We start from the raw sequence: 24255 nt of genomic DNA, 5'->3' as shown, positions 1-24255 counted from the left end.
GATTCTTTATTTTTCTCTGTTAAAGTATCTCTTGTAAGCATGTTGCTTTCAGTGATAAATAACCCCCAGTTCGGTATCTGACACATCACGGCGTAACCGTAGGTGAAAAGATGCCTTTTTTTTGTCCAAAAATCCCTCTCGCAAAGCCCTACCCTCTTTTTTCTACACGCATCGGTAATCCATTTTTTGGTCGTAGTGTCACCAGTGGCTCTGGCTCCACCTTTTGATCTGGTGTTTCCAGACGCAAGCGATAACGCTGTGCAATCGTTGCGAGCAACAACGCTGCTTCCATCAACGCAAAGTTATTTCCGATACATACACGAGGACCACCCCCAAACGGAAAATAAGCATATGTCGGAATCCGCTTCAGCAAGTCTCCTTCAAAGCGTTCAGGTACAAATTTATCCGGATTGTCATAGTAACGGTGATTGCGATGCATGACGTATTGACTCATCATCAAGGTTTCCCCTGGCTGGTATGTGCGCCCGCCAATCTCTACTTCCTCCACTACTTCCCGGTTGATCGTCCACGCTGCCGGATATAATCGCAGCGTTTCTTGTACAATCAGATTGGTATAAGGGAGGTGGGGTAGATCTTCAACCGTAGGCAGTTTGTCACACAAGACTGTCGATAGCTCATCATGAAGCTTTTTCTCCACTTCCGGATGGGTGGCTAGCAAATAAAAAATCCATGACATCGTATTCGCCGTTGTTTCGTGGCCAGCTACAAAGATGGTCATCACTTCATCGCGTACTTGCTCGTCTGTCATTCCTTGACCATCGTCCTCGTCACGGGCAGCCAGCAGCATACCTAAAAGATCATTCTGACCTTTCTCTCCACTACTGCGTCGTTCTTCAATCAAAGCAAAAATCGTTTTGTCCAGCGTCTCATTGGATTCGAGAAACTGCCGATTGCTTTTCGTGGGCACAGAAAGTGGGATGTCGATAAAAGAAGACGCTTTACCCGCAACATACTTCAACCCGATATCAATTGCTTGTCCGATCTGGTCGGCCCCTTCCTTGATGCTTTTGCCAAACATGGTCTCTGTAATAATGGCCAGTGTGACTTTCATCATATCGTGGTGAATGTCGCGAACTTCACCGTCTTTCCATTCAGCCATCAAGTCTATTCCTTGTTGCACCATTACCTGACCGTAAGCAGCTATCCGCTCACGATGAAAAGCAGGCTGCATCAACCTTCTTTGCCGCATATGCTTTTTTCCTTCACTAGTGAGGATCCCGTCTCCGACTACCGCGCGCGCCACTTGCAAGCCTTTCCCTTTCCGAAAATTTCCCTGCTTCGTGACTAAAACTTCTTTAATTTGATCGGGGTTCGTCAACAAGTAGACATGACGCTTGGGTCCGAATCTAAAGTGTACGATATCGCCATGCTCTTCAGACGCCTGACGAATGAATTGAAGCGGATTCCGGCGAAATGACAGCAAATTTCCCGAAATAGGCAGACCCTTAGGTCCGGTTATCGTTACATTCATGTTATCCTCCTTGTGTAAATACGGCATGTTACGGATTAGTATCCGGCACAAAAAGGAGATTATGCGAGAAAAAGCCACCCGAAGTCGGATGGCCTTGAAATGATTACGATTTAGTGAGAAGCAGATTGCTCGCTGCGCAGCAAGCGAGTCGCAATCAGACGCTCCCGTACCTTTATTCCAATGAGAGAAGCAAGTACGGCCTTGATCACACCTACCACTAAAAACGGTGTAGCGCCAAACGCAATCGCTTTATCCCATGGAATATCAAGTACGAATTTCAACTGGATGGAACCAAAAGTAAGCGTAATGAACATGCCGATAATATTTGCGATAATGGCATTTTTCAAAGTAAAGCTGGTTTTTTCCAAAAACAGACCGGTCACATACGCGGTCAGGATAAAACCGAAAATATATCCCCCTGTTTTGCCGACCAAGATCTGCAGTCCGCCACTCGCCTCCGTAAAGACAGGCAAACCCACTGCTCCCAATAGCACGTAAATAATCAATGCCAATGTCCCATAACGGCTGCCTAAAATCGTAGCGGTCAAGCCCACTGCCAGCGTCTGCCCTGTAATCGGAATCATGGGCAGCGGAATGGTTATTTGCGACAAGACAGCCATAATTGCAGCAAAGATAGCAGATAAGAGCAACCACCTCAAGCGTTCGTTTCTCATGCGTAATAGCCTCCAATTGTTAACTAAAATAATAATAAGGTTAACAAAATAATAATACGCATGAACACACTTGTAAATGCCTCCGTAAAAATTTAGATGATTTCGTTGTCCGCAAACGCCTGCAGCTCCGTCAAAGATTGCACAGTGTGATCGATTAAAAACCGCAGATCATCAATATTGCCCTCGTCAATTTTCCGATGAAAATCAAGCGTGATTTGGTTTTCCAAATGGTGTGGTGGCCACTCGATCCGATGTTCTTCTACACGTGCCTTGAGGGTTTGCGTGATGTAGGGACGATTTCCCCAAATATCATTCAGAATCGAGGTAATCTCTCTGACTTTTTGTGGAATATCTTTAGTTGTCATCAGTGGCACATGAAAGTGAATGCAAATCGTACAGCCGATGTGTTCCGTCAACGGCTGCTCCAATTGTTCAGCAGCAATATCAGCCAGGCCAGTGCGAAGCTGCATTTTGGCGATTACGGCTTGCTCGTTCTTATCCTGATCAACGCGTGTGAATTCAACCTGAAACATCCGGTGGAAGGTCGCCATATCCATCACATCAGATCTACCGGTAATCGTGATCGCTCCATCAAAATCGCGATCATATACTGCCCCTTCCAGCACTACTTTGATATTGTCAAAAACCAATGGGTGAAACATCTTTTTCCTCCTTCCCCTCTACAAGATTTTTTTCGTACCATTAGTACCTCTCTTCTAGCATGCCTCCTTTATCATGGTTTTGCAAGCTGACCCGACTTCCCCATAGAAAAGTGGGGCGATAGAGTGGTAACATGGGAGGGAACCTACTGCCTGAGGTGACAGCCATGTTTTTAATCGGAATTTTAATCGTTGTTGCGATCTTTGGTGAAATTTTTCACCGCTTGAATCCGTGGAAAAAGCCGGATCCCCCCTATGAAGACCTGATCGCTCAGATCAAATCAGCAGATTGGTACCTGGAGCTGTACGCTGATGAGGCATGCCGGCAAGTTCTAGAGAACGACTCACACGTTCACGCCTACTATGCAAGTACTTACGAAGCGAAGCGATTGCTTACCCAAGAGGGCTTTCAGCTCGGGCTGATTGACTATGTAAAGCAACAAGCCTCGAAGGCATCCTCCACTCATCGCTAAAGGATAGAAAAAAAGCCGCTGTAGTCAAACACGACAGCGGCTTTTCCCCTCGGACGATTCTATTTTAACTCTACTTTAACAAAAAAAACTGTTCATATGATTTAGAATCCTGGTCCCCAATAAGCCTAAGGGATTCAAGCCCTTTTTCATAGGTTACTAAGGTTGGAGTTGCTTCAATTTGATAATCATCCCATCCATTCTCAAACTCCAGCAAGTTAAACATTAAAACCTCTTTATCTAATTGATTTGCTACTTGCATTAGCTTTGGTGTTGCTTTAAGGCAGTGTGTACACTTTGGGCTATAAAAATATACATACAATGGTTCATTATTATTCTGAATACGTTTATCGAGTTCTTTTGGCAAAATAATATTTTGATACAGTGGATCATTCAGTTGTTTTATTGTTTCTTGATGAAGAACTTCTTTTTCATACGGATTACCTCCACTATTCTCGTTATTAAATGTATTCTTTTGTAATCCAGCATAATAGTAGATTCCCCAAAATATTCCTAAAACAGAAATGACAAAGCCCAAAACTATTACTAATCTTCCTGTTTTTATTTTTCCCATATAAATCTCTCCCTCAATAAAATAAAGAGTCTCTCTGTTCCTCTCACTCTTTCGAACATTTTCATTAATAACAACTGAAGCATCATCGGAAGAAAGTAGAGTAAAAAGTGAAAATATGGAAGGGTGGCAAAGTAACGACCGTCTCGAACGAGCGAAGCGACAACTTTTGCATCCTTAATGTCATTCTTGGTTGGCGAATTGTCGTCAAGCTCTTTTCTCTTCTTGACATGGTAATAAGTAAAAAGGACCACCTGAATCTGTTGATTTTGATTGCTTGATTGGTTATGATTCCTAGCTAGCGTCCTCCTTAGATTAGGTCAGTGTATGTGCACATCATCGATACCCAGATACAGATGGCGCTATTCTTTTTTCAAACTATGCGTTAATTCATTACAGGAATGCTCCCTAACCCTTTTCCAAACAGTAAAAGATGTAATACTAATTATTAAAAATGCTATTAATGCAAGGAAAGGAATGGTTATGAAGCCAAACCAATTTAAATAATCAACTGTACAGGGAACTATTCCGCAAGAGGTTTTGGATTCAAAAGGAAGCATTTGAATCAAATAGTGTAATAGAGCTATTAGCCCTCCCAAAATTGAAAGTATACATACATAGTAGGCTTGTTTGTAATCTCTTTTTAGATAAGCTAATCCTAATATTAGGGTGAGGGGATACATCATAATTCTCTGAAACCAGCATAATTCGCAAGGAATAAAATACATGACTTCCGACAAAAACAAACTGCCTATTGTGGCTATTATAGCGACGGCCAAACCAATAAAAAGTAGGGAATTTTTTGACAACAATCTTTTTCCTCATTTCTCGATAATATATGACTAATTTTTACCCAAGTACTATTACTCAGACTGTAAATATCCACCGTACATATCTACTGTCCAAATATTATTAAACTCCGGCCATTGTTTTATGCTTACTTTGTATAACCACCTATCTTTCGTAATCACCAAAATATGGCGTCCATTATCGTCTTTATTTATGGTTTGAAATGACTCAATTTCCTTCTGTAAATGCTGCGTAAAGAATTCGGAAAGAACTATTTTATAATCCTTGCGTTTTGATTCATTCTGTATTTCCTTGAGCTTTTCCGTGTCGAACTCCTCACCAGAATTAAAGTCATGAATTAACTGATATTTCTCTACAAGTTCGTCACGATCTACAATAGAGGATGGGGATAGGGATATCAGGTTATCTTTTGCCTCACATCCAATTAAAAGAAAAACAACTAGACAAGAAGTTACCATTTTCATCAACATTCCCCTTTTTTTGGAAATTATGTATTGTGTTTCTATATCAATGATTATAATATAAGCTTGTACTGATTTCCACAATTTGCTTTTAAAGGGGGAGGTTTACTTATAATGAAAATTTTTATTTTCGATATTTAAAATAATTCAGGAGGTATTGAGTAATGAGAAGAATGTTTCAATTTCTAACCTTATTTTTACTGCTTATGCTTCTAGTTCAATCAACTGCATCTGCACACCACCCCTACTCTCCTAAGAGACATATTGTAAGCACACATTTAAGATCAGTGGATGAGTATTTTTGTGTCGAGACGGCAAAATCCTCATCTTGGAGTCAAAAAGATGCATACACTACCATTCGAGATATACTATATGCTGAAGGAGGATGGGATGAATTAGCAAATAATAGAGTTTATTTTTTTGGTCAAGGGTACAATAGTAATTGCAGTGACTTGACTTCTGCAGAGGAAAAAGAAACAACTTTTCGCTATTACATTGAGGATAATACGAACTCCACAGTAAAGTGCGATGATGAAACCAGCTTTTCCAAATACTCCTGCATACGAAGGTATGGCTTAGTTAAACAACCTGATGGCCATGAACACTGGAATTATGGTGTTGCTTATATACGATCAGTGGATTTAACCAATGGAGGGTCACACACGATAAATCATGAAACTGGCCATCTGCTTGGTTTAATAGATGGGGGAACTAAATTGGGGAATTCATGCACGAAGAGCATAATGCATAGTAGAGCTTATGGTTGTTCTACAAATTATGCACAACCGACACAGCTAGATTTAGATTCAGTTGATGCAGAAGTCAGGGGGGATTAGTAAAATGAATAAGAGAAATATTGGTTATTTTACTGTTATTACACTAATCGCTGCGATACTGATTGGTGGAAATTATTTTACTCAAGCTAAAGCAGCGTCTAATGAATCCGAAGAACTCTCCCATGAGCATGAAGACAATATGTTCGTAGGAGGTACGCTCTTAACAAAAAACCGTTCAAAAATGATAGTTTGTGTTGATAATGTTTCCACTATTCGTGGTAAAGATGTAAGTAATGACAAAATTGTAAAAAGGATCGAAAAACAAATTGAGAAGTTAAGTAAAGGACATAAGCGATATAAAGAAGTTAATTATCATTTAGTTGATGTGGAAGTTACAGCAGGTTGTTCCTTTACTCCCTTTCTCAATGATCCTAATAATTCTCATCCCTTGTATGGAGGAGGAGGGGGAGATAGAGTAGTTGATCAACCAAGTGAAGAATCTCTTGGCATATTTATTGTTGATCAAGAGATCATTGATAAGAATTTTAAGAAAGCTACAAATAGATGGTCTCCAGAAGAATTAATATGTGAAGGGCATGAATGCTTTGAGGTAACAAAAGGTATTTACTTCACTCCCGATGAAATCAAAGATGTAACAAAAGAATCAGCCTTATATCAAGAATTAGTATATGGATTTGGCCTAGAATCAATGATACCTATTGAAGGAAATGAGACTAAACAGAAAAAAGATCGTGAGAAGAAGGAAAAAGAGAAAAAAGAAATGAAGAATAACCAGCTTTAAAAGGATTTCAAGAAACGTCGGGGGTCTGTCAAGAATTTCGTGTAAACTCAATCAAACCGACATATGAAAAGGTTTCAACTCCATAATTGGGATATCTTTTTCGGAGCCAACAGAGTCAAGGGCGCAAGGCGAAGCGAACCCTTGACACGTTGGTGAAGAGAAAGATAATCCCTTCGGGGATGAAGCCTTTCATTTGTTAGCGAATGTACGGCTGTACACGATCCTCAAAGAAAACAGATAGCTGCAAGAGATTCTGACTCCTGTTCCGTAGTTTTCCTGTACACTCTCCTAATATCAATATTTTCCTGGAAAGGATGCAGTGTCGACCAGACGCGAATACTCTTCGCGAATCTGTGTACAATGCTACACAGAATATAGAGGATTTGGCTTGGTAGGATCAACTGAGATACATTCGCGATCTTCTGGCGTCGCCAATGGTATGCGTACTCCCTCAAGAGCACGTACCCGCATTTGCCTCTGCTTCCAATTGATCTGGCAAGGCATGAATAGCGGCACTTGCTCGTCGATGACACTGCGCTAACAATTTTCCCGCCTCTGTATTCACTCTGGCAGAAAAAGGAACGATTTTCAAAACGTCTCATCCTCTCTAGTCTCTTCTTAAATGTTACTACATTCTGAAGAGACACTAGGAGTACCTTGTTTGATCCCTTACAATTAAACAAAAAAGGCGCACCTGCTTTTGGCTGCTGCCAAGCGGTACACCTTATCTCTCGAATCGGTTCATTAGCGTTTTTGGTGGTAGTGCTTGTAGGCGTCGAAGGATGCCTGTTCCTGGCAAGTGAAGCATTCTGTAGCGTAGGATTCTGCCTGTTCGTTGATGGTTTGCCCGCAAGCAGCGCAGCATTTTGCTTCCAAATTGCGAAAGAAAGTAGTGATCGGCGTCATGATTTTAACCCCCCGTGTGTTGTTATCTGTATTGTATTACAACAGGGGCTGTTTTATAAAAGTTTGTTATAATACATTACGCCGCATTATCTTTCTCTCGCGCTCAATCTCTCTCGTTTGCTCTCTTTTTCGCTGTATTCATACATTTTTGCAAATTCGCAATCTGTTGTAACACAATGATCACAGCTCTGCTTTCCAGACTGTTTTAATAGCCCTTTTAAATCAGCAAATTGAACAGATAAGGATCATTTGTAATCTCTACATAGCTGATTCCGTGCTGTTTCATACGTGCTATCAGCGGCTGATAATCTGCCTGACACTTCATTTCAATTCCTACTAATGCAGGTCCATTTTCCTTGTTGTTCTTCTTGGTGTATTCAAAACGCGTGATATCATCATGCGGCCCGAGCACCTTTTCCATAAACTCGCGCAATGCTCCGGCACGCTGCGGGAAATGAATGACGAAGTAGTGTTTCAATCCTTCATGTAACAGAGAGCGCTCCTTGATTTCCTGCATCCGGTCAATATCATTGTTGCCCCCGCTGATGACACACACGACATTTTTGCCCGCAATCTGTTCGCGGTACAAATCAAGGGCTGCAATCGACAAGGCTCCCGCTGGCTCTACCACAATCGCATTGGTGTTATACAAATCCAGGATCGTTGTGCACACTTTTCCTTCCGGCACTACCACAATGTCATCCAGCACATCGCGGCAAAGCGACATGGTCAATTGACCCACCTGTTTAACAGCAGCTCCATCGACAAATTTATCAATCTCATCCAAGGTCACTACATCGCCCAGCTCCAGAGCCGCTTTCATAGACGCTGCTCCTGCCGGCTCGACCCCGATCATTTTTGTGTCAGGGCTGATTCCTTTCACATAGGTGCCTACACCCGCTGCCAATCCGCCGCCGCCAATGCTCATAAAGACGAAATCGGCAGGCTCCTCCATATCGTTCATAATTTCCAAGCCAACGGTTCCCTGTCCGGCTACAACCAGCGGATCGTCAAATGGATGAACAAAGGTCCGATCTTCCGAGATGCAGTATTTCATCGCTTCCGCAAAAGAGTCATCGAAAGTATCGCCGATCAGTACGACTTCCACGTAGGATCCACCAAACAGTTTGACCTGTGTTACTTTTTGACGGGGCGTCGTCGTCGGCATGAAGATGGTCCCCTGAATTTTCAGCTGATGGCAAGAATAAGCCACACCTTGGGCATGGTTGCCCGCACTGGCGCAGACGACGCCGTTTTCCCGCTCGCTTGCCGAAAGATTGCGAATAAAATGATAAGCACCGCGGATTTTAAACGAGCGTACCACCTGCAAGTCTTCACGTTTCAAATAAACATTGCATCCATAACGCTCTGACAACACCTTGTTTTTTTGCAGCGGTGTTTTTTCCACCACATCTTTTAACGCATGGTTGGCTACCACGATCTCTTCTACGGTTACTGTTGTTACTGTATTCATCTATTGAATGCTCCTCCCAAAGGTGTCTCCTGTCTCTATCGTTTTCATGGAAAAAAGAAAAGCCCCCGCCCCGCCAGCAGCGCTTGTGTGCGCATGGCTGGCTGAGGCGAGGGCATCGCGGTACCACTCAGCTGTTCTGTTTCCCTCACGAAAAACAGACTTAAGGAAGTTCAACAAAAGGAACTCCCGTCTGGTAACGGAGACGAACCCGTTGTCCTTTACTCACAGAAAGCTCCTCTTTTCTAGGACACTGCTCCAAGGTGATTTTCAAAACAGGCCGGCGGTCCTCCTTTCAGCACAAGGGACGACTCTCTGCACGCTGCTCACTGCTTCTACTCTTCCTTATCTACGCAACTACTAACGAACTATTCAAATTAGTTACAAATTATAAATGTACTCGTCCTAGTTGTCAAACGTTATGTTATCAAAGTTGAGGCGCTTGCCCGAAGTACCCGCAACGACAATTTTGAAACGGACGTTGCCCGTTTGGTTGACTGCGAAGCTTTGTTCTTGCAACGAGGCCGTGCTGGATTGCAAGCTGCTGACATCTTGCCACGATTGCCCGCCGTTCACCGACTTTTGCAGCTTCCACTGCGCCCCGGTGTCCGTGCTGTAATTGGCATGTGAAATCCTAACCGTCGTAACGTTGCTGACGTCAAAATTCATGGTGATCGCCCCGGCCGCACGCGCTCTTACCGATTGACTGCCCAGCTTTTTATCACTGGTCGTATTTCCGAGTAAAGCGTTGTCCAAATTCCACGATCCACTCGCGAGCGTCACATTGCCAGCTGCATAGGCGGCTTTTGTACCTGTCTCAAAATCTTCATATGCCTGTCCCGGATTGGGCGTGGTGCTCGCCGTGCCATAGGAACCTGGTTTAAACGTAGAGGAATCCCACCATTTGTAGCCGGCAGCAGGTGCAGCCCAAGGCTCCGGTACGGGTTCCGTGGAGGTTTGTGGGTCTTCCATGGGGAGGAGCTGTGTCACGGGACTCGGGGTAAAGCCGCTCAACTGATCAAAGCTGGTGTAAGACTCTGGTTCAGCCAGCCATTCGACCAGATTGACAAGCAGCGTGCCATCATCTTGTTCCTTGAATCCATCGTACGTCTTTTTGGCTGCCCCATTTTCTTCTCGCAAGTATTTTGGTGTAGCATCCTCCACAGGCGAAGAGTCCCCGATGAATGCTGCTTTCCCACTTCCTGCTTTGGAGATGGCCACATAAGGTCCCTCGTTGATACCCCCGCCGTTGTAGACTCCCTGATCCACCGCGTTGCCCCACTTCACATTCGTGTTCGGGAGATAGACAATCCCTTTTGCACGATTCGGGTCGACGATAGCCAGGGTCGAGCCTGCATGCATCGCTACTGTACTCACACCGGTCGTAATGCCAAACGCTTCACTCGGTGGGACTACATTATTTGCGGTGATGTCGCCAAGTGCATTGTAACGGAAGCGAATGCCAAAGTTATTTCCGAGCCAATCAGAGCTTGCTACATTTTGCATGACCGCTGAGTTGCGCTCCTCCGTGCCCATGCCTTGGGCAGGATCTGTCCAGGCGCCGCGTCGGTAGCCGTTAAACACTTCGTTGGCATCCCAACGGTTTTTGTTGCGGTCCGCATTGTAATGGTCCCCGATGAAAAAAATACTGCCGCCGTTTTGAACGTATTGCAGCATCGCTTGCTGTTCAGATGTTTGATAGGGAATATTTGCTTCCCCAATGACGAATACCGCATAATCCTGCAAATCGCTGAGCGTGATAGGCGTAGATTTGCGCAGTTCTGTTACATAGTACCCTTCATCCGCTAACGCATGACCGAAATCGAAAAACGCTCCGTCAATGACCCAATCGGCTGCCCCTGCCGTCTGTCCGTGCGTGTTGTCAAAGAGAATTTTTTTGCTGTTGTTCTCATTGACGACGCCGGGTGTCAAAACGGGTGCCGGATCGAGTGGTCCCTCTGCCTGCACGACAGTGGTACTCGTCAGTGGCAGTGTGAAGATGCCTGCGAAAAGCGCGAGGGAAAGAAGGAAGGAAGCCTATGCTGCTTGTGTTTGCTCATAGTGTCCAACTCCTTACGGTGGGATGGGGTGATCATTTCTAGATTACCATATTTATCCTGTATTTCGGCATACACCTTTTTACGTTCTTCCCGATCAAGCACCGATCTACCTTTTTCCAATAAGGCGTCCAGTTCCTTGCTGTTGACGTGCCCGCCGTTCAAGCCGCCTATTTGCGTAGCATGCAACATGAAGAACAGAACATCAATCTGCTGATTGTTTCAGACACAGTCATAGAAGTCCAGTGTACGTCCAATTAATCCGGCTCTTCAGAAATCCCAATGGTAATGGTTCCTACTATGGTAAGTTCACACTAAAAATTCTAAAGATTGGAGGTAGTATGAATAATATTCTTTTTGTAAGGAGATTTTGGCAAGAATTTCATACACTTTTAGCGGAATTGCTTTTGTCGCAAATAAACCGGATGTGATCGCTCCTACTCTGGTGCCGATCTCATCCGGTCGCAGTTATGTAGAGGTGATCCTACATCATCATACCGACTACCACAGTTACCCAAACCATCAAGTTGCCTGCTTCGAACGCCGGAGCCTTGTATTGGAAAATTGAGACATTTTTATCTTACTTGAACTTTTTCCCTATGAAAAAAATGTTAGAATTGCTTCCATCTGATTATAGGTCTGAATACGTTTAACTAATTAGAATGGTCCAAATTTAATGAATTGTGCTATCAAAAGGAAAATTACCGAACTGCAAATCCAAATTAGAAGCAAGGGAATGTAGAACTTCGCCCATTTTTGCCATGGTACGCCGGCAATTGATATCGCTGCCATAAAATAACCCGAAGTAGGCCAGAAATAGTTTGTAAATCCATCACCGAATTGATATGCCAGAACAGACGTTTGCCTTGTGACTCCGACTATGTCAGATAATGGTGCAAGAATTGGAAATAATACTACGGCCTTCCCACTCCCCGATGGTATAAGAAAGTTGAGCAGTGAAACTGAGAGTAAAATACAGAGGACGGTAAGAAAAGATGGAGTACCAGTAAGCAGAATTGACAGACCGTGAACCACAGTGTCAATGATTTGTCCATCAGTCATCACGACCGCAATAGCACGAGAAACACCTATAATTAAGGCGCCAATCATCATATCCTGACAACCAGCAACTAATGTGTTACAAAGATTATCTACTTTTAGACCAGCAATGATACCTGCACCCACACCCATAGCCAAGAACAGAGCACATATCTCAGGTAAATCCCACTTAAACTGGATTATTCCTACCAACATAATGCCAATCAAAACGATGGAGTAAAAACCAGCTAATTTTTGGCGTGTATTCAACTGGTAGCCGTCACCTAATATTTTTGCTTTTTCTGATAATTTGTGACGTTTTTCAATATCTTCTTGATAAACACTACTCAACGATGGTTTTTTTTGTATTTTGTTTGCATAGCGCATGACATATATTACACCAATCGTCAAGGTAACCACGAATGTAATAATTCTAAACTCCCAGCCGGAATAGAGTGGGAGCCCGCTAATTTTTTGTCCGACCGCAATTGTAAATGGATTAGTCAGAGCAGCAGAGAAACCAGCTGCAGAACCACATAAAGCAACTGCACATGCAGTAATTGAGTCAAAGCCAAGACGCAACATTAGAGGTAAAATCATAGGTACATAGACTATAACTAGCTCAGGCATACCGATAAAAGCATCCGTTAATGCAAACATAAACATTAAAATGGGGATTACCAAGATTCCTTTTGACTCAAATTTCTTGGACAGGAAATTGATACCGGCCGGAATGACGCCGATTTTTTGCACTACAGCAATTCCTGCACCAACAAATAACGTGACGGCAACAATCCAGCCAGCATCTACGAAACCACGAGGGATCGAAGTGAAAAATTGCATAAAAGTAACCGGCGTGCTCTCTACAAGGTGGTATGAGTCTGGATCCACCACCATTGTACCATCTGCATTTTGTGTTCGTTCATATACTCCAGCTGGAATAAAATACGTGACAACGCTTACAACCATAATACAAAAAATTAATATAACAAAAGCATGGGGCATTTCAAATTTTTTCTTCTTGCTTGATCCCTGAACATTTTGTGACATGCATAATCTCCCCTTTTAAATAATTCCGAACAACTCCTTGTTGCATGGCTAGTTTCATACCAAACAAAATTTCCACATACCAAAAAGACAGCTTGTCCCATTGTCTCGATAGCCTATCCATGCTACCCTTCTCTGATAACCAATTGAGACATATGGGAGATACTTTGTATTCGTTCATTATTGAAAATCAGATTCGTTCATTTTCCATGAGAATATTCGTATTCGTTAAAACAGATTCAAAATCAACCCATTCTACAGATTCATGGAGGCCAAATCCAGATGCACCAATATTCACTGTAAGAATACCTGCCTGCTGGAATATGGCGGCATCTGTCCAAACTCCCCACCCAACACTTTCAGGCTCATTTCCTACTAAGGATTTGTAAGACTTTGTCACGTGCTGAATAATTGATTCTCCGTAATGTTTAAATAATCAGAAATTACTCATCTTTAAATTGAGGCGAATAGAAGATTTTGGGGTCCATTTTATATCGCTTTGAACGGTTTTCTTCATGGAAGACACTCCTAATTACATTTTGCTATTACTTCTACTTGAACTAAGGCACCTTTAGGTATAGCAGAAACTTCGACGTGGCTTCTAGCCGGCTTAAGCAAAGCCATTTACTGTAACAGCTTGAGAATATGGTCCAACCGCTATGTCATTTCCCCTTTCATGTTTTCATCGTTACAACAAAGCAAAAATCATACCAAACGATTAAATCCTTATCTCATAAGGTTTTAAACAAAAAAAAGCAGCCGTTTCGTATCAAAATGATACTAACAGTTGCTGATTTATTGTAAATTCCAGATAGATCGTAGCAAGAAAGTGATAGTATCAAAATAAGACTAAGTATCAATTTGGTACTTGTTAATTTTTCTAAAACAAAGTTGCTCTTCCAATTCCCAGAAGTTCGCTTGCTTTGTCGAATTTTCAATGATGATAATGGACATAATCAAGTGCTTTTTTAATCATTTCTTTTTCCATCTCTAGAAGAGAAAAAGTTGGTGTGATTATTGCGGTATTTTCCTTTTTAATCTCTAATTTCCGGTAAATTAGCTCTTCGGCTTTGTCCATTGTTATCCATCCGTTATTTTAATGAAATTAAACAAATACTCAATAAAATTCTTTAATTCCTTGACTTTCCCTTTCCAGGGATAATTTAGCATTAATTCTTTCACATCTTTTCCAAACCCTTGGAGATTTGCTTGAAAAAGATCATTAAACTAAAAAATGAACTACTCACTCAAAGCAAGTATATCTTCTTTACGGCTTCTTTACGGCGGGATCATAATCGGAATAACATTTAGTCTAAAATACAAATCCTCTCTGAAAGTACCCGCTTTCACCATTTCCTGCAGATCTTTATTTGTCGCAGCTATAACACGTACATCAACCTGTATGGGTGCAGTTCCGCCAAGATGCTCAATTTCTCTTTCCTGCAAAACACGTAATAATTTAACTGGTAGTAACGGAGGCATTTCCCTATTTCATCAAGAAAAATGGTGCCCTTATGAGCCAATTCAAACTTGCCAGGTTTGATGTCGAATTTCATTTACATCTTGAAGGATAAGTAAATATTCGGAATAATGCCCCGCGGCAGATAGCTTTTGCTTGTTCAAAAAAAACGATCTTTCTTCATTGTTGATGGTTATGCTTATCGTTTGACAATCCATTTCCTCAAGGTTTTTTGCCATCAAAAAAATGAAGCCCGCTAGCGGACTTCATCTTAGTTAATGGCATTTATACAGCTTCGTAGATTTCTTCGTAGCGTTTACCGATTTCTTCATCAGTCAAGCCCGCTTCACGCAGACGGCCGATGAGAGCGTTCGCCCAGATTTCTGTGCGCTGTGCCATTTTCGCATATTTTTTGGCTTCCTTTTCTTTACGCTTGGCACGGTCTTCCCCATTGGATTTGAGGTTATCGAGGATGAACAGCATCTTCATGGTGTCCTCTTCGTTCAGACCAGTCCAGTTGTCGTTTAAGAACGCAACCACGCTTTTATAATAACCATCAAACTCGTCGAAGGAAATCTCCGTATCCATATTGAGATATTCTTTCATTTTGTCAAATAGATCTTGCATCTAGCGTCACAACTCCCTCATTATTCTCCGCACTATTATAACAAAAACAAAGCGGAGGAGGAAGTTTCCCTTATCTGGAAGAATCCTTCGCTTTCTTGGGGGATTCCTGCTTGCATGCATCCGTGCTCTATATGCTTTATAATTAAGTAAATCACGAAACGCTTGAAGGGAACGGAAGAGATGAAATCGTATCAAAAAGAACAAGACGTCAGCATCCGTGTCGGCCAGCAAATGACGCTCACGATCAAAAGCCTGGGCATCAATGGCGAGGGAATCGGCTATTTTAAAAGAAAGATTGTATTTGTAGATCGCGCGCTGCCAGGTGAAGTCGTGCATGCGAAAGTGACTGAGGCCAAAGAAAAATACGCCGTTGCCAAGCTGCTGCGCGTGGTAGAGAAATCTCCTTCTCGCATTCAGCCGCCTTGTCCCGTCTATGAAGAATGCGGCGGATGCAGCTTGCAGCATATGGAATATCAGGCGCAGCTAGCGAGCAAGCAAGAAATTGTCGTGGAATCTTTGCGCAAGTACACCCGCTTGAACAATCCTCCAGTCGCACCTACCATCGGAATGGATAACCCGTGGGCTTATCGCAACAAGGCGCAGTTTCAGGTCGGGAAACAAAACGGCAAGCTCATCGCCGGACTGTATCAGACAGGCAGCCACAAGCTCGTCAATCTGGAGGGCTGCCAGGTCCAGCATGAAGCAACCACGCAAATCGTGCAGGCTGCCAAGCAAATCGTCGAGGAGCTGGGCATTCCAGTCTACGACGAGAAAAAACGGACAGGCGTCATCCGCACCATCGTAGCGCGTGTCGCCTTTGCTACGGGTGAAACGCAACTGACGCTGGTAACGGCGACCAGGGAAATCCCGCGCGTAAAAGAGCTCATTCTGGAGCTGCGCACTCGCCTCCCCCAGCTCGTCGGAATCGCACAAAATGTAAATACGCAAAAAACATCGCTGGTCTTTGGTGAACAGACGATCTCACTTTGGGGTCAGCCATCTATCGCCGAGCAGCTGGGCGAATTATCGTTTGACTTGTCTGCACGCGCCTTTTTCCAGTTGAATCCGGAGCAGACCCAAAAGCTTTACAATGAAGTAAAAGCCGCTGCAGGACTTACAGGCAACGAGCTGGTACTCGATCTGTACTGCGGTACGGGCACAATCGGCTTGTGGCTGGCTCCATATGCAAAAGAAGTACGCGGAATCGAGCTGATCCCCGAAGCTGTCGAGGACGCCAATCGCAATGCCCAGCGTAACAATGCTTCGAATGCCAGCTTTCACGTAGGCCGCGCCGAAGTGCTGATGCCCAAATGGGCGAAGCAAGGCACGCGCCCGGATGTCGTCGTAGTCGATCCGCCGCGGACGGGACTGGATGATGCACTGATCCACTCTCTGCTCGATGTGAAGCCGAAAAAGATTGTGTACGTCTCCTGTAATCCGTCGACGCTGGCGAAGGATATTGGCAAGCTGATGCAGCGTTATGAGTTGGTGAGTGTGCAGCCGGTGGATATGTTTCCGCATACGGCGCATGTGGAGTCGGTCAGTTTATTGGTGAAAAAATAGAAAATAGAAAGGTGGCTAAACCTCTTGATACTTCTAGGGTTTAACCACCTTTTTTACTCATTTCATGTAGATTCTTCTTACTTGAAATAAGACATTGACCACTTTTAGACCAAATACATATGCTTAATGGACTTTTTTTGATAAGGCACTGTTATTATTAATTGTTGATTTTCATTATTAAACTAACGAGCAGCATTCCTGTAATGAATAAAAATGACGTTTGTGCATAAAAAAGGCCTCTTGGTATCATAAGTGTTGTCCTGAGCTGGCCAGCAAAAAGGACGAACACAAATACCAGGAGGCTGCAAAATGAATTATAACCAAAATGATAAGATTGCTCAAATTACTTCACAGACGTTAATTATCGGCGTCGATATTGCTAAGCACAAGCACGTTGCACGTGCGCAGGACTTTAGAGGGATGGAGTTCGGGAAAGCTTTTTATTTTGAAAATACGAATTCAGATTTTAATCACTTTCTGAATTGGATTCAACAACTTATGAATCAACAAGGCATGGAGAAAGTGGTTGTAGGAATGGAGCCAACGGGTCACTACTGGCTGAATTTAGCTCATTTTCTAATAGAGCAGCGCATTAACTTTGTCGTCGTAAACCCGATGCACGTTAAGAAAAGCAAGGAGTTAGATGACAATTCACCTACCAAAAATGATGTGAAAGATGCCAGAGTGATTGCGCAGTTAGTCAAAGATGGGAGATACGCTGTACCTAACATTCCACAAGGAGTGTATGCCGAACTTCGTGTGGCGAGAAAAATACGCGATCTTTTATCGGTTGACCTACAAGCGGTTCAAGGACAAATCCACAACTGGCTAGATCGCTTTTTCCCCGAGTTTTAAACAGATTCCAGGTGTTGAACAAATGTTAGCCATCACAGGTATAGGTAAAGATACGGTTGCAGGCTTTTTTTCAGAGGTAGGTGACCTCAGTAACTATTCCCACCCTCGGCAGATCATCAAATTAGCTGGATTGAGTCTGAGGGAGAATACATCTGGAAAGCACAAAGGACAAACCAAAATTACGAAGAGAGGGAGAAAGACACTCCGAGCCCTCCTTTTTCGAGTAGCGATGCCTTTGGTCGCTAAGAACAGTGCCTTCAAAGCTCTACATCAATATTTTACAAAACGGCTAAATAATCCTTTGAAGAAGATGCTGTCTCTCATCGCAATTTGCAATAAGCTGATACGAATTCTGTTTACGATTGGCAAAAAGCAATGTGAATTCAGTGAAGAACGTATGTTAAAGGACATTCCTCAAATGGTAGAACTTCTGAGAGCAGCTTAGATTGACTTTTGAATTCTCAACGTGAAGCAATAGATAATAACATTTGAAGCACGGAGTAGTCAGTAAAGCAACTATAATACGGGCAAAGGATCCTGTCGGGCAGCATGACTGACATCCACCTCATGGAAAGGTTGAACGAAGGAATTTGGGAGCGAAGACTCTGTGAGATTTGGGAGGGTTGACCTCCATGAGATATGTGGACACCCACCAGTGCGACCATAATTCTACTAGCAATCCACTTTTTGGATAAAAGTGGTTAGGTAACTATGGTTCGTTTTTTCTCATCGTCCCCAAAATTAACCTTAAATACAGCCTTATTCCAGTATTCAAATGATTAGAAACCAACAACGCTATGAAAACTTGAGAAAACAAATGAAAACGAGAGATTTTGCTTTCTATATAGAGGGAGGATAGTTCAAAAGTTTTTGCGAATACCCTACATATGGGATTATTTACGAAGTTCGTGAATAAGACGTTATGCGCCATTACCGGTAAATATTAAAAATAATATTTAAGGAGATAATTTATGAAAGGTAAGATACTCTTATTATTTTTTATTACGATAATGTTTTCATCTTGTCAAAATATTAGTCAATCGACTACTTTGAACAGCGAAACTAAATCAATAATGAATTCTGAACTGCCTCCTGATGTAGTGAGTACAGGTAATGGAACAGAATCGAAAGAAATAACTGAAGGTCGATCAGATCCTTCTAACAATGAAGTGTTATCCATGAACATTGGGAACTATGATTTGACTGGAGAATTTTATGATGAAATGCTTCGAAATCCTATAGATCATGATTATGAAGTGGAATTTAATGAATTTCAAAATTCCAAAGAGATTAGTACAACATTGGGATGGGGGGCTTTGGAAAGCAAATATACAGAGATTTGGGATAAAGAGTTGAATCAAATATATAAAAAGCTTCTTTCTAAGTTGGATAGAGAACCAAGAGAAGCACTAATTGAATCGCAGAAAGAATGGTTACAGTATCACTTAAGGGAAACAAAATTTGTAGAGAAGACATTTATTAATAATGGTTACCTTGGATCACAAGGATCGGTAAGCCTAGGCACGGTTATACGGGAGAGAATTAGGGAAAGAACAATGCAATTATTTGAATATCGATATTTGCTAGATGGTGAAGTTGAGTTTTTATACCGAAGTAAAAAATAGAGTTGGAATCTTGATCAAAGGTTTTTAGGTGATGCTTCGAAGACAGTAACGGCGCATAACACTGTATTCACGCTGCGGGGCTACCACCCCTTGGTTGTCAGATGTATAATCTAGGAAGAAGCTCAGACAACAAACGGCCCGCCTAAGATAAGAGCTATCTAGGGCTGGGCGTTTTCGTGAATACAAGAACGTTGGATTGAAATTTCCGCAATCCCAAGCTAATTCAACATGTAATCTTGTGATGAAAAGTTAAATTGTGCAACGTACACAAAATATTCCGCACATAAGCGGGAGGTTATCCATAACTAACACGAAAAGCTTATTAGAGCAAACACCAATCTGTGGACACAAATTTTTATTTGTTTTCACTGTCTACTCGTCACATGTTGAAAGTGTTGCGTTGTTGGTGAGGAAAGACTAATAGTTGGAATGTATGGGCGGAAATATTTAAGCGGTGCGATTTAAAAGGGTATCCATAGTCTGAACACTAAAAAGTGCGGATTATGGGTACCTTTTTGTATAGTAGAGAAAGCAAACGAGAAATGACATGAGTAATGGATTTTAATGAAAGAAGTGATATGCGATGGATTTAGAAATGGTCATGCATGAACTTGAAGCTCTCGGCAAGGAACGAACCAAAAAAATTTACATATCCAATGGAGCTCACGAACCACTTTTTGGCGTGGCTACAGGAGCTATGAAGCCACTCGCGAGAAAAATCAAGATCAATCAACCCTTGGCTGAGCAGCTTTACGCCACGGGGAACTACGACGCCATGTACTTTGCCGGTGTGATTGCAGACCCAAAAGCAATGACTCAGGCGGATTTTGAGCGGTGGATGGATACAGCTTATTTTTATATGCTGTCCGATTATGTGGTTGCAGTAACCTTGGCTGAAGCAGATATTGCACAAGAAGTTGCCGATCACTGGATCACAAGCGGCGAAGAGCTGAGAATGTCAGCAGGCTGGAGTTGTTACTGTTGGCTTTTGGGTAATCGCCCAGATCGTGAATTTTCCGAAAGCAAAATTGCAAGTATGCTTGAAACTGTGAAAAATACGATTCACAATGCTCCCGAGCGAACGAAGTACGCTATGAATAACTTTATATACACCGTGGGGACTTCCTATTTGCCACTTCACGATAAGGCGGTAGAAATCGCAAAGGCAGTAGGTCCAGTTGAAGTCCAAAAAGACAAAGCAAAAAGCAAGTTTCTAAACGCTTTCGATAATATTCAAAAAGCAGTAGTGAAAGGACAGCTTGGTTTCAAACGGAAACATGTAAGGTGTTAGTCTCGTTTGTTACTACAATCGGCATACGGGACATGTGGAGGCAGTTGTGAGACTTGACCTGATTTAGTGTCTGAATAAATAGGAAAGCACCCCAGCGTGTATGCTTTCGTGCTTTCCTATCAGACTAAAATGCTATGAGGGAAAGTAGCCCTTTTTAAACATTTCGTACCATTCATTCAATTCATTGCCTTCTAATACACCCAATCTCTCCAAGATATGTCTTGAAAACTCCAATGCACCGCTTCCATTCGCAGTGATTAGATTCTCGTCACGGACAGACTGAGCATCTACATAATGTTGATCTCCTCTGTAATTCGGAGCTCCTTGCTTCAAATAAGGTAAAGTATTGCCTGTATGTCTATGATTATCCAAATATCCGTGGTTTCCCAAAAAAGTAGTAGCATCGCAGATCGCTGCGACAGGAATATCCTTGCTCACACAATAGTCAACAATTACTTTTGCTTGCTGATTCTTTGCTTCTCTCCATTCCGTTCCGCCAGGTATGATTAACATTGCGATATCGAAATTCGGATTGAATTCTTTTACGCTATAATCTGGAAGGACCGTTAACCCCCCCATCGAAACCTTAGGCTCCTGATCAATCGCGATTGTCTTTACACGATATCCTGTTTCTGGCTTGTTTAGCTCTGAACTGACGTAACTTGCCTCCCAATCAGCAAAACCATCCGTTATAAAAATTAACACTTCCTTCAAAGTGATTCCCTCCTTATAAAGTTTTGTACAAATTAATAGTAAACCAACTTCACTGACAATTATGGTCAGGAAAGATAAGTTTTCTCTCGGCCGATGCATTCCTCTTTACTAGGAGTGTACTCCCTGTCACCTCAACACACGTGGAGAGTGTGACGTTGTTGGTCAGGAAAGACTAATAGTAGAGATGTATTGGCGAATATAACAACGGAGCGGGTATTGTCCCGCTTTTTTTTTTGAGCAGATTTAAGATTAGGTGGCGGCTATTGGAAGTCTCACAAAGAAACCCCTACCTTATCGGCGGGGCGAGAATAGGGAGCGAGATGGCTATAGTATTGAAAAGAAGACAGCTAATCATTTAATCCCTTTCCATCGAGAATTTGCTGCATATATTTTTCAACCCTTGATTCTCGAGTTTTGGATTGTTTGGGTCCAGAAAAATAAAGAATGTATGCTCTTTGCCGTCCGGGCGTCAATGCTTCAAAAGCAGTTTTCAAGGCAGGGATTTCATCGAATTTATTTTGAAGCTCTTCAGGAATTACGAATTCTGTATTCTTTTTAAAATTCACTTCCAAACCGGCTTTTTCAACCTCAATGGCTTCATGAATATAGGCTTTCAAGATAGTTTCCATTTCAACTATTTCTTGAACATTGGTAAACCGAATTTGGCGCGCCGCCTGTACATTCTCCGTTTGTTGGATTAGAATCCCATGGGCATCCTGTAACAAGGCACCTTTGTGAAACAGAAGCGCACAATATTCTTTAAATCCATGTATTAAAACTATGTTTTTTTTCTCAAACGTGTAACAAGGATGCATCCACTTAAATTCTTCGGTCAGCTCACAGTCAAGAACAATATTTCTCAACTTCTCATATTCCACCTTCCATTTTTTGGTTTTACTCAAAAATTCATCAACCTTAGGATTCATTCTACTATTTGTCATCAAGGAACACCCCTCTTCATCATCTTTTTCCTAGATACCATCATAACAAACCTTTATTTTCTATGCTTGCTTATGTCCCGTGCAGTTAAAAAGCTTCCAGTTTGATCAAGGTAACAATAGCATGGGGAAAGTATCGTTCGATTGAAGAAGGAACGCAAGCAGTTTATAGAAATAGACGAATTGACCCCTGAAATGATACATCCCTCCTCATTCGTCATCAATGGATTCCACTCAAGCCTACGTCCCGACGGGCATGTTCATAGCCTGGGTGATCAAAAACGATCTGGTCGGTAAGCGAAGCCGCAAAGAAGATGCCCCGGAAATCGAGCTTGTCAAACGCAATGAAATGACAGGTGCCGAGTTTTATCGGAAAAACTGGGATGGCGTGTCCAGCTCGAATGAATTGTCGGATGAAGCGGATGCGTTTGCTCGCGAATACCTCGATATCCACAATGATCTTTATACAGCTGTTGATTTCACGAACGTATTGGCGGCCGGCTTGCCGACAATCTACCATGTGGAAGATTCGATTGAAAACTATCACATCATCGAGCCGATTATTACACAGCGCTACCAGGACTGGAAACGGCGAAAAAAGTCATGAACCGCTGAGCTTGCCCCAAGGAGGAGTGCCATGAATATCACCGAGGATTTCATTGATGAGCGATTCAAAGCATACGTTCTAGAAAAATTCTGCGATAATCGCGAATGGATTCAGACGAGCGATGTGGATCAAATCGTATCGCTGCAGCTAGCGAACCATCGCTATTCCAGTCTGAAAGGGATTGAACATTTCACGTCTCTTGAGGTGCTGGATTGCTCGTTCAATCATATAACCGAGCTCGACATCAGCAAGAATATCAACCTGAAAACGTTGGATTGCGGACGGAATAAATTACCTTTTCTGGACACTAGTTATAATCCGAAATTGGAAAAGCTGTCTTGCCAATACAACGAGCTGGCCCAACTGGATATCAGTCGCAATCCGTTGTTGAAGGAATTGAACTGCAACAAAAACGAAATTCATGCCTTGGATTTGACGAGCAATATCATGTTGGAAACGGTCGATTGCGGTTTTAACCGAATTCGAAATCTGGATGTCAGTCAAAACGCCATGCTCGCCAAGCTGGACTGTTATTGGAACCTCCTTTCAGAATTGCAGTTGGATCGGAACACGAATGTTAAAGAATTGAACTGTAGTTACAATTCAATGTTTGATTTGGATTTAGCTCAAAATACACGGCTTACCCATCTCGATTGCGGACACAATTATTTGATCAGCTTGAACATAAAGGGCTGCTCGAAATTGATTGAAATCCGCTGCAATAATAATCACCTGGTGAATTTGGATGTAACCGGAAATCCGGCCTTGCAAAGTTTAAGATGTTTCAATAATCACATCACAAAATTGGATATCAGCCATAATGTGCATGTAGTCGAGCTCTATTGCCCGGAAAATAAAATCTCGAAGCTGGATACCAGTCATAATCCAAAGCTGGTGCGACTGGACTATTCCAATAATCTCATCATAGAGCCAGATCATACTGTCGAGGGGACGGGAACATTTCGGTACGATGTCTCGCTTTCTTCCTATACATCCAGGCTTCTTTATAAAGGGAAGGAGCTTTCCGTTACAGTGGATGTCCCCGCCAAAGCGGATATGAAACGGCTGTCGCCCATCATCAAGAAAGCATGGGGACATTTTGACGAGTTGAGCGATAGAGCGATAGACCTGATTGCCAAAACGCATCCTGACGAAGATGTAACCGAGTTAGTTCTTTCCGAGCTCGTATTTGATCAAGACAGCACATTTCGATTGGGTTACGATGCAGGCGATACTCCGGCCGGACAACTATACATTTACGTGGCTTTTAATAAAAAGCTTGAAATGAACACCGAGCTCGTTTATGAAACTTATTAATACCTGTGCTTCAAGATTGCCTTAT

24 protein-coding genes, 3 pseudogenes and 1 other annotated feature are annotated in these 24255 nt (G+C 42.5%); of the genes and pseudogenes, 10 read left to right on the top strand and 17 right to left on the bottom strand.

Annotated features, from left to right (window positions below; genetic code table 11):
* Positions 1–148: 148 nt before the first annotated feature.
* From ACIFQN_RS33705 to ACIFQN_RS33695, 3 genes are all read right to left on the bottom strand, one after another.
* On the bottom strand, positions 149–1492 hold the full coding sequence (locus tag ACIFQN_RS33705) for a cytochrome P450 (RefSeq protein WP_429837419.1): 1344 nt from the start codon (positions 1490–1492) through the stop codon (positions 149–151).
* A gap of 110 nt (positions 1493–1602) precedes the next feature.
* On the bottom strand, positions 1603–2166 hold the full coding sequence (locus ACIFQN_RS33700; protein ID WP_429837418.1) for a biotin transporter BioY: 564 nt from the start codon (positions 2164–2166) through the stop codon (positions 1603–1605).
* 92 nt (positions 2167–2258) lie between these two features.
* Positions 2259–2828, bottom strand: coding sequence for a hypothetical protein (locus ACIFQN_RS33695; protein WP_429837417.1), 570 nt, complete (start codon positions 2826–2828; stop codon positions 2259–2261).
* 131 nt (positions 2829–2959) lie between these two features.
* Here ACIFQN_RS33695 and ACIFQN_RS33690 point away from each other — a divergent pair, with 131 nt between their 5' ends.
* Complete coding sequence (locus tag ACIFQN_RS33690; RefSeq protein ID WP_429837416.1) at positions 2960–3298, top strand: hypothetical protein; 339 nt, start codon at positions 2960–2962, stop codon at positions 3296–3298.
* Positions 3299–3368: 70 nt separating this feature from the next.
* On the opposite strand, the gene ACIFQN_RS33685 is transcribed toward ACIFQN_RS33690, so the two are convergent.
* The 4 genes and pseudogenes from ACIFQN_RS33685 to ACIFQN_RS33670 all read right to left on the bottom strand — a co-directional run bounded on the left by ACIFQN_RS33685 (position 3369) and on the right by ACIFQN_RS33670 (position 5140).
* Entirely contained in the window at positions 3369–3869 is a 501-nt protein-coding gene (locus ACIFQN_RS33685; protein ID WP_429837415.1) for a thioredoxin family protein, read from the bottom strand.
* A 131-nt stretch (positions 3870–4000) separates the two neighbouring features.
* A pseudogene (locus tag ACIFQN_RS33680) lies at positions 4001–4126 on the bottom strand (hypothetical protein); the annotation flags it as partial.
* 102 nt (positions 4127–4228) lie between these two features.
* Positions 4229–4675 (bottom strand): disulfide oxidoreductase, encoded by a 447-nt coding sequence (locus ACIFQN_RS33675; RefSeq protein ID WP_429837414.1) that lies wholly within the window; start codon positions 4673–4675, stop codon positions 4229–4231.
* Between the two features lie 54 nt (positions 4676–4729).
* Positions 4730–5140, bottom strand: coding sequence for a hypothetical protein (locus tag ACIFQN_RS33670; RefSeq protein ID WP_429837413.1), 411 nt, complete (start codon positions 5138–5140; stop codon positions 4730–4732).
* Between the two features lie 161 nt (positions 5141–5301).
* On the opposite strand from ACIFQN_RS33670, the gene ACIFQN_RS33665 reads away from it, so the two are divergent.
* Positions 5302–5973, top strand: coding sequence for a hypothetical protein (locus ACIFQN_RS33665; RefSeq protein ID WP_429837412.1), 672 nt, complete (start codon positions 5302–5304; stop codon positions 5971–5973).
* Between the two features lie 4 nt (positions 5974–5977).
* Positions 5978–6715, top strand: a complete 738-nt coding sequence (locus ACIFQN_RS33660) for a hypothetical protein (RefSeq protein WP_429837411.1) — start codon at positions 5978–5980, stop codon at positions 6713–6715.
* A 451-nt stretch (positions 6716–7166) separates the two neighbouring features.
* On the opposite strand, the gene ACIFQN_RS33655 is transcribed toward ACIFQN_RS33660, so the two are convergent.
* The 4 genes from ACIFQN_RS33655 to ACIFQN_RS33640 all read right to left on the bottom strand — a co-directional run bounded on the left by ACIFQN_RS33655 (position 7167) and on the right by ACIFQN_RS33640 (position 11060).
* Positions 7167–7307, bottom strand: a complete 141-nt coding sequence (locus tag ACIFQN_RS33655) for a hypothetical protein (protein ID WP_429837410.1) — start codon at positions 7305–7307, stop codon at positions 7167–7169.
* Between the two features lie 152 nt (positions 7308–7459).
* Positions 7460–7621 carry a protein YhfH gene (gene yhfH, locus ACIFQN_RS33650; RefSeq protein ID WP_084765575.1) on the bottom strand — a complete coding sequence of 54 codons (162 nt, stop codon included), beginning with the start codon at positions 7619–7621 and terminating at the stop codon, positions 7460–7462.
* 217 nt (positions 7622–7838) lie between these two features.
* Positions 7839–9095 carry a threonine ammonia-lyase IlvA gene (ilvA, locus tag ACIFQN_RS33645; RefSeq protein ID WP_429837409.1) on the bottom strand — a complete coding sequence of 419 codons (1257 nt, stop codon included), beginning with the start codon at positions 9093–9095 and terminating at the stop codon, positions 7839–7841.
* 99 nt (positions 9096–9194) lie between these two features.
* Positions 9195–9453: a binding site (T-box leader), on the bottom strand.
* 44 nt (positions 9454–9497) lie between these two features.
* A complete protein-coding gene (locus ACIFQN_RS33640) occupies positions 9498–11060 on the bottom strand; it encodes an Ig domain protein group 2 domain protein (RefSeq protein WP_429837408.1) in 1563 nt (520 codons plus the stop codon).
* Between the two features lie 459 nt (positions 11061–11519).
* On the opposite strand from ACIFQN_RS33640, the gene ACIFQN_RS33635 reads away from it, so the two are divergent.
* Positions 11520–11717 (top strand): hypothetical protein, encoded by a 198-nt coding sequence (locus ACIFQN_RS33635; RefSeq protein WP_429837407.1) that lies wholly within the window; start codon positions 11520–11522, stop codon positions 11715–11717.
* Between the two features lie 89 nt (positions 11718–11806).
* On the opposite strand, the gene ACIFQN_RS33630 is transcribed toward ACIFQN_RS33635, so the two are convergent.
* The 4 genes and pseudogenes from ACIFQN_RS33630 to ACIFQN_RS33615 form a co-directional block, all read right to left on the bottom strand.
* Complete coding sequence (locus ACIFQN_RS33630; protein WP_429837406.1) at positions 11807–13237, bottom strand: YfcC family protein; 1431 nt, start codon at positions 13235–13237, stop codon at positions 11807–11809.
* 931 nt (positions 13238–14168) lie between these two features.
* Positions 14169–14312 carry a hypothetical protein gene (locus tag ACIFQN_RS33625; RefSeq protein WP_429837405.1) on the bottom strand — a complete coding sequence of 48 codons (144 nt, stop codon included), beginning with the start codon at positions 14310–14312 and terminating at the stop codon, positions 14169–14171.
* Between the two features lie 200 nt (positions 14313–14512).
* Positions 14513–14790: pseudogene (locus tag ACIFQN_RS33620) on the bottom strand (sigma 54-interacting transcriptional regulator).
* A gap of 188 nt (positions 14791–14978) precedes the next feature.
* A complete protein-coding gene (locus tag ACIFQN_RS33615; RefSeq protein ID WP_429837404.1) occupies positions 14979–15320 on the bottom strand; it encodes a hypothetical protein in 342 nt (113 codons plus the stop codon).
* Between the two features lie 180 nt (positions 15321–15500).
* Between ACIFQN_RS33615 and rlmD the strand changes: the two genes are divergently transcribed.
* The 4 genes and pseudogenes from rlmD (at position 15501) to ACIFQN_RS33595 (ending at position 20654) form a co-directional block, all read left to right on the top strand.
* Positions 15501–16883, top strand: coding sequence for a 23S rRNA (uracil(1939)-C(5))-methyltransferase RlmD (gene rlmD / locus ACIFQN_RS33610; protein ID WP_429837403.1), 1383 nt, complete (start codon positions 15501–15503; stop codon positions 16881–16883).
* Positions 16884–17192: 309 nt separating this feature from the next.
* Positions 17193–18183: pseudogene (locus ACIFQN_RS33605) on the top strand (IS110 family transposase).
* A 526-nt stretch (positions 18184–18709) separates the two neighbouring features.
* Positions 18710–19363 carry a lysozyme inhibitor LprI family protein gene (locus ACIFQN_RS33600; RefSeq protein WP_429837402.1) on the top strand — a complete coding sequence of 218 codons (654 nt, stop codon included), beginning with the start codon at positions 18710–18712 and terminating at the stop codon, positions 19361–19363.
* A gap of 583 nt (positions 19364–19946) precedes the next feature.
* A complete protein-coding gene (locus tag ACIFQN_RS33595; RefSeq protein WP_429837401.1) occupies positions 19947–20654 on the top strand; it encodes a DNA alkylation repair protein in 708 nt (235 codons plus the stop codon).
* A gap of 132 nt (positions 20655–20786) precedes the next feature.
* Here ACIFQN_RS33595 and ACIFQN_RS33590 read toward each other — a convergent pair whose 3' ends face one another.
* Both ACIFQN_RS33590 and ACIFQN_RS33585 read right to left on the bottom strand, forming a co-directional pair.
* A complete protein-coding gene (locus ACIFQN_RS33590) occupies positions 20787–21368 on the bottom strand; it encodes a type 1 glutamine amidotransferase family protein (protein ID WP_429837400.1) in 582 nt (193 codons plus the stop codon).
* A gap of 347 nt (positions 21369–21715) precedes the next feature.
* Complete coding sequence (locus ACIFQN_RS33585; RefSeq protein WP_429837399.1) at positions 21716–22309, bottom strand: YdeI/OmpD-associated family protein; 594 nt, start codon at positions 22307–22309, stop codon at positions 21716–21718.
* 268 nt (positions 22310–22577) lie between these two features.
* On the opposite strand from ACIFQN_RS33585, the gene ACIFQN_RS33580 reads away from it, so the two are divergent.
* Both ACIFQN_RS33580 and ACIFQN_RS33575 read left to right on the top strand, forming a co-directional pair.
* Positions 22578–22913 (top strand): hypothetical protein, encoded by a 336-nt coding sequence (locus ACIFQN_RS33580; RefSeq protein ID WP_429837398.1) that lies wholly within the window; start codon positions 22578–22580, stop codon positions 22911–22913.
* 30 nt (positions 22914–22943) lie between these two features.
* Positions 22944–24230 (top strand): leucine-rich repeat domain-containing protein, encoded by a 1287-nt coding sequence (locus tag ACIFQN_RS33575; RefSeq protein WP_429837397.1) that lies wholly within the window; start codon positions 22944–22946, stop codon positions 24228–24230.
* The last annotated feature ends 25 nt before the right edge of the window (positions 24231–24255 follow it).

The organism is Brevibacillus sp. NRS-1366, assembly GCF_050467985.1.
The sequence above is the reverse complement of the archived record's forward strand: the minus strand, read 5'-3'. Positions and strand labels throughout refer to the sequence as shown.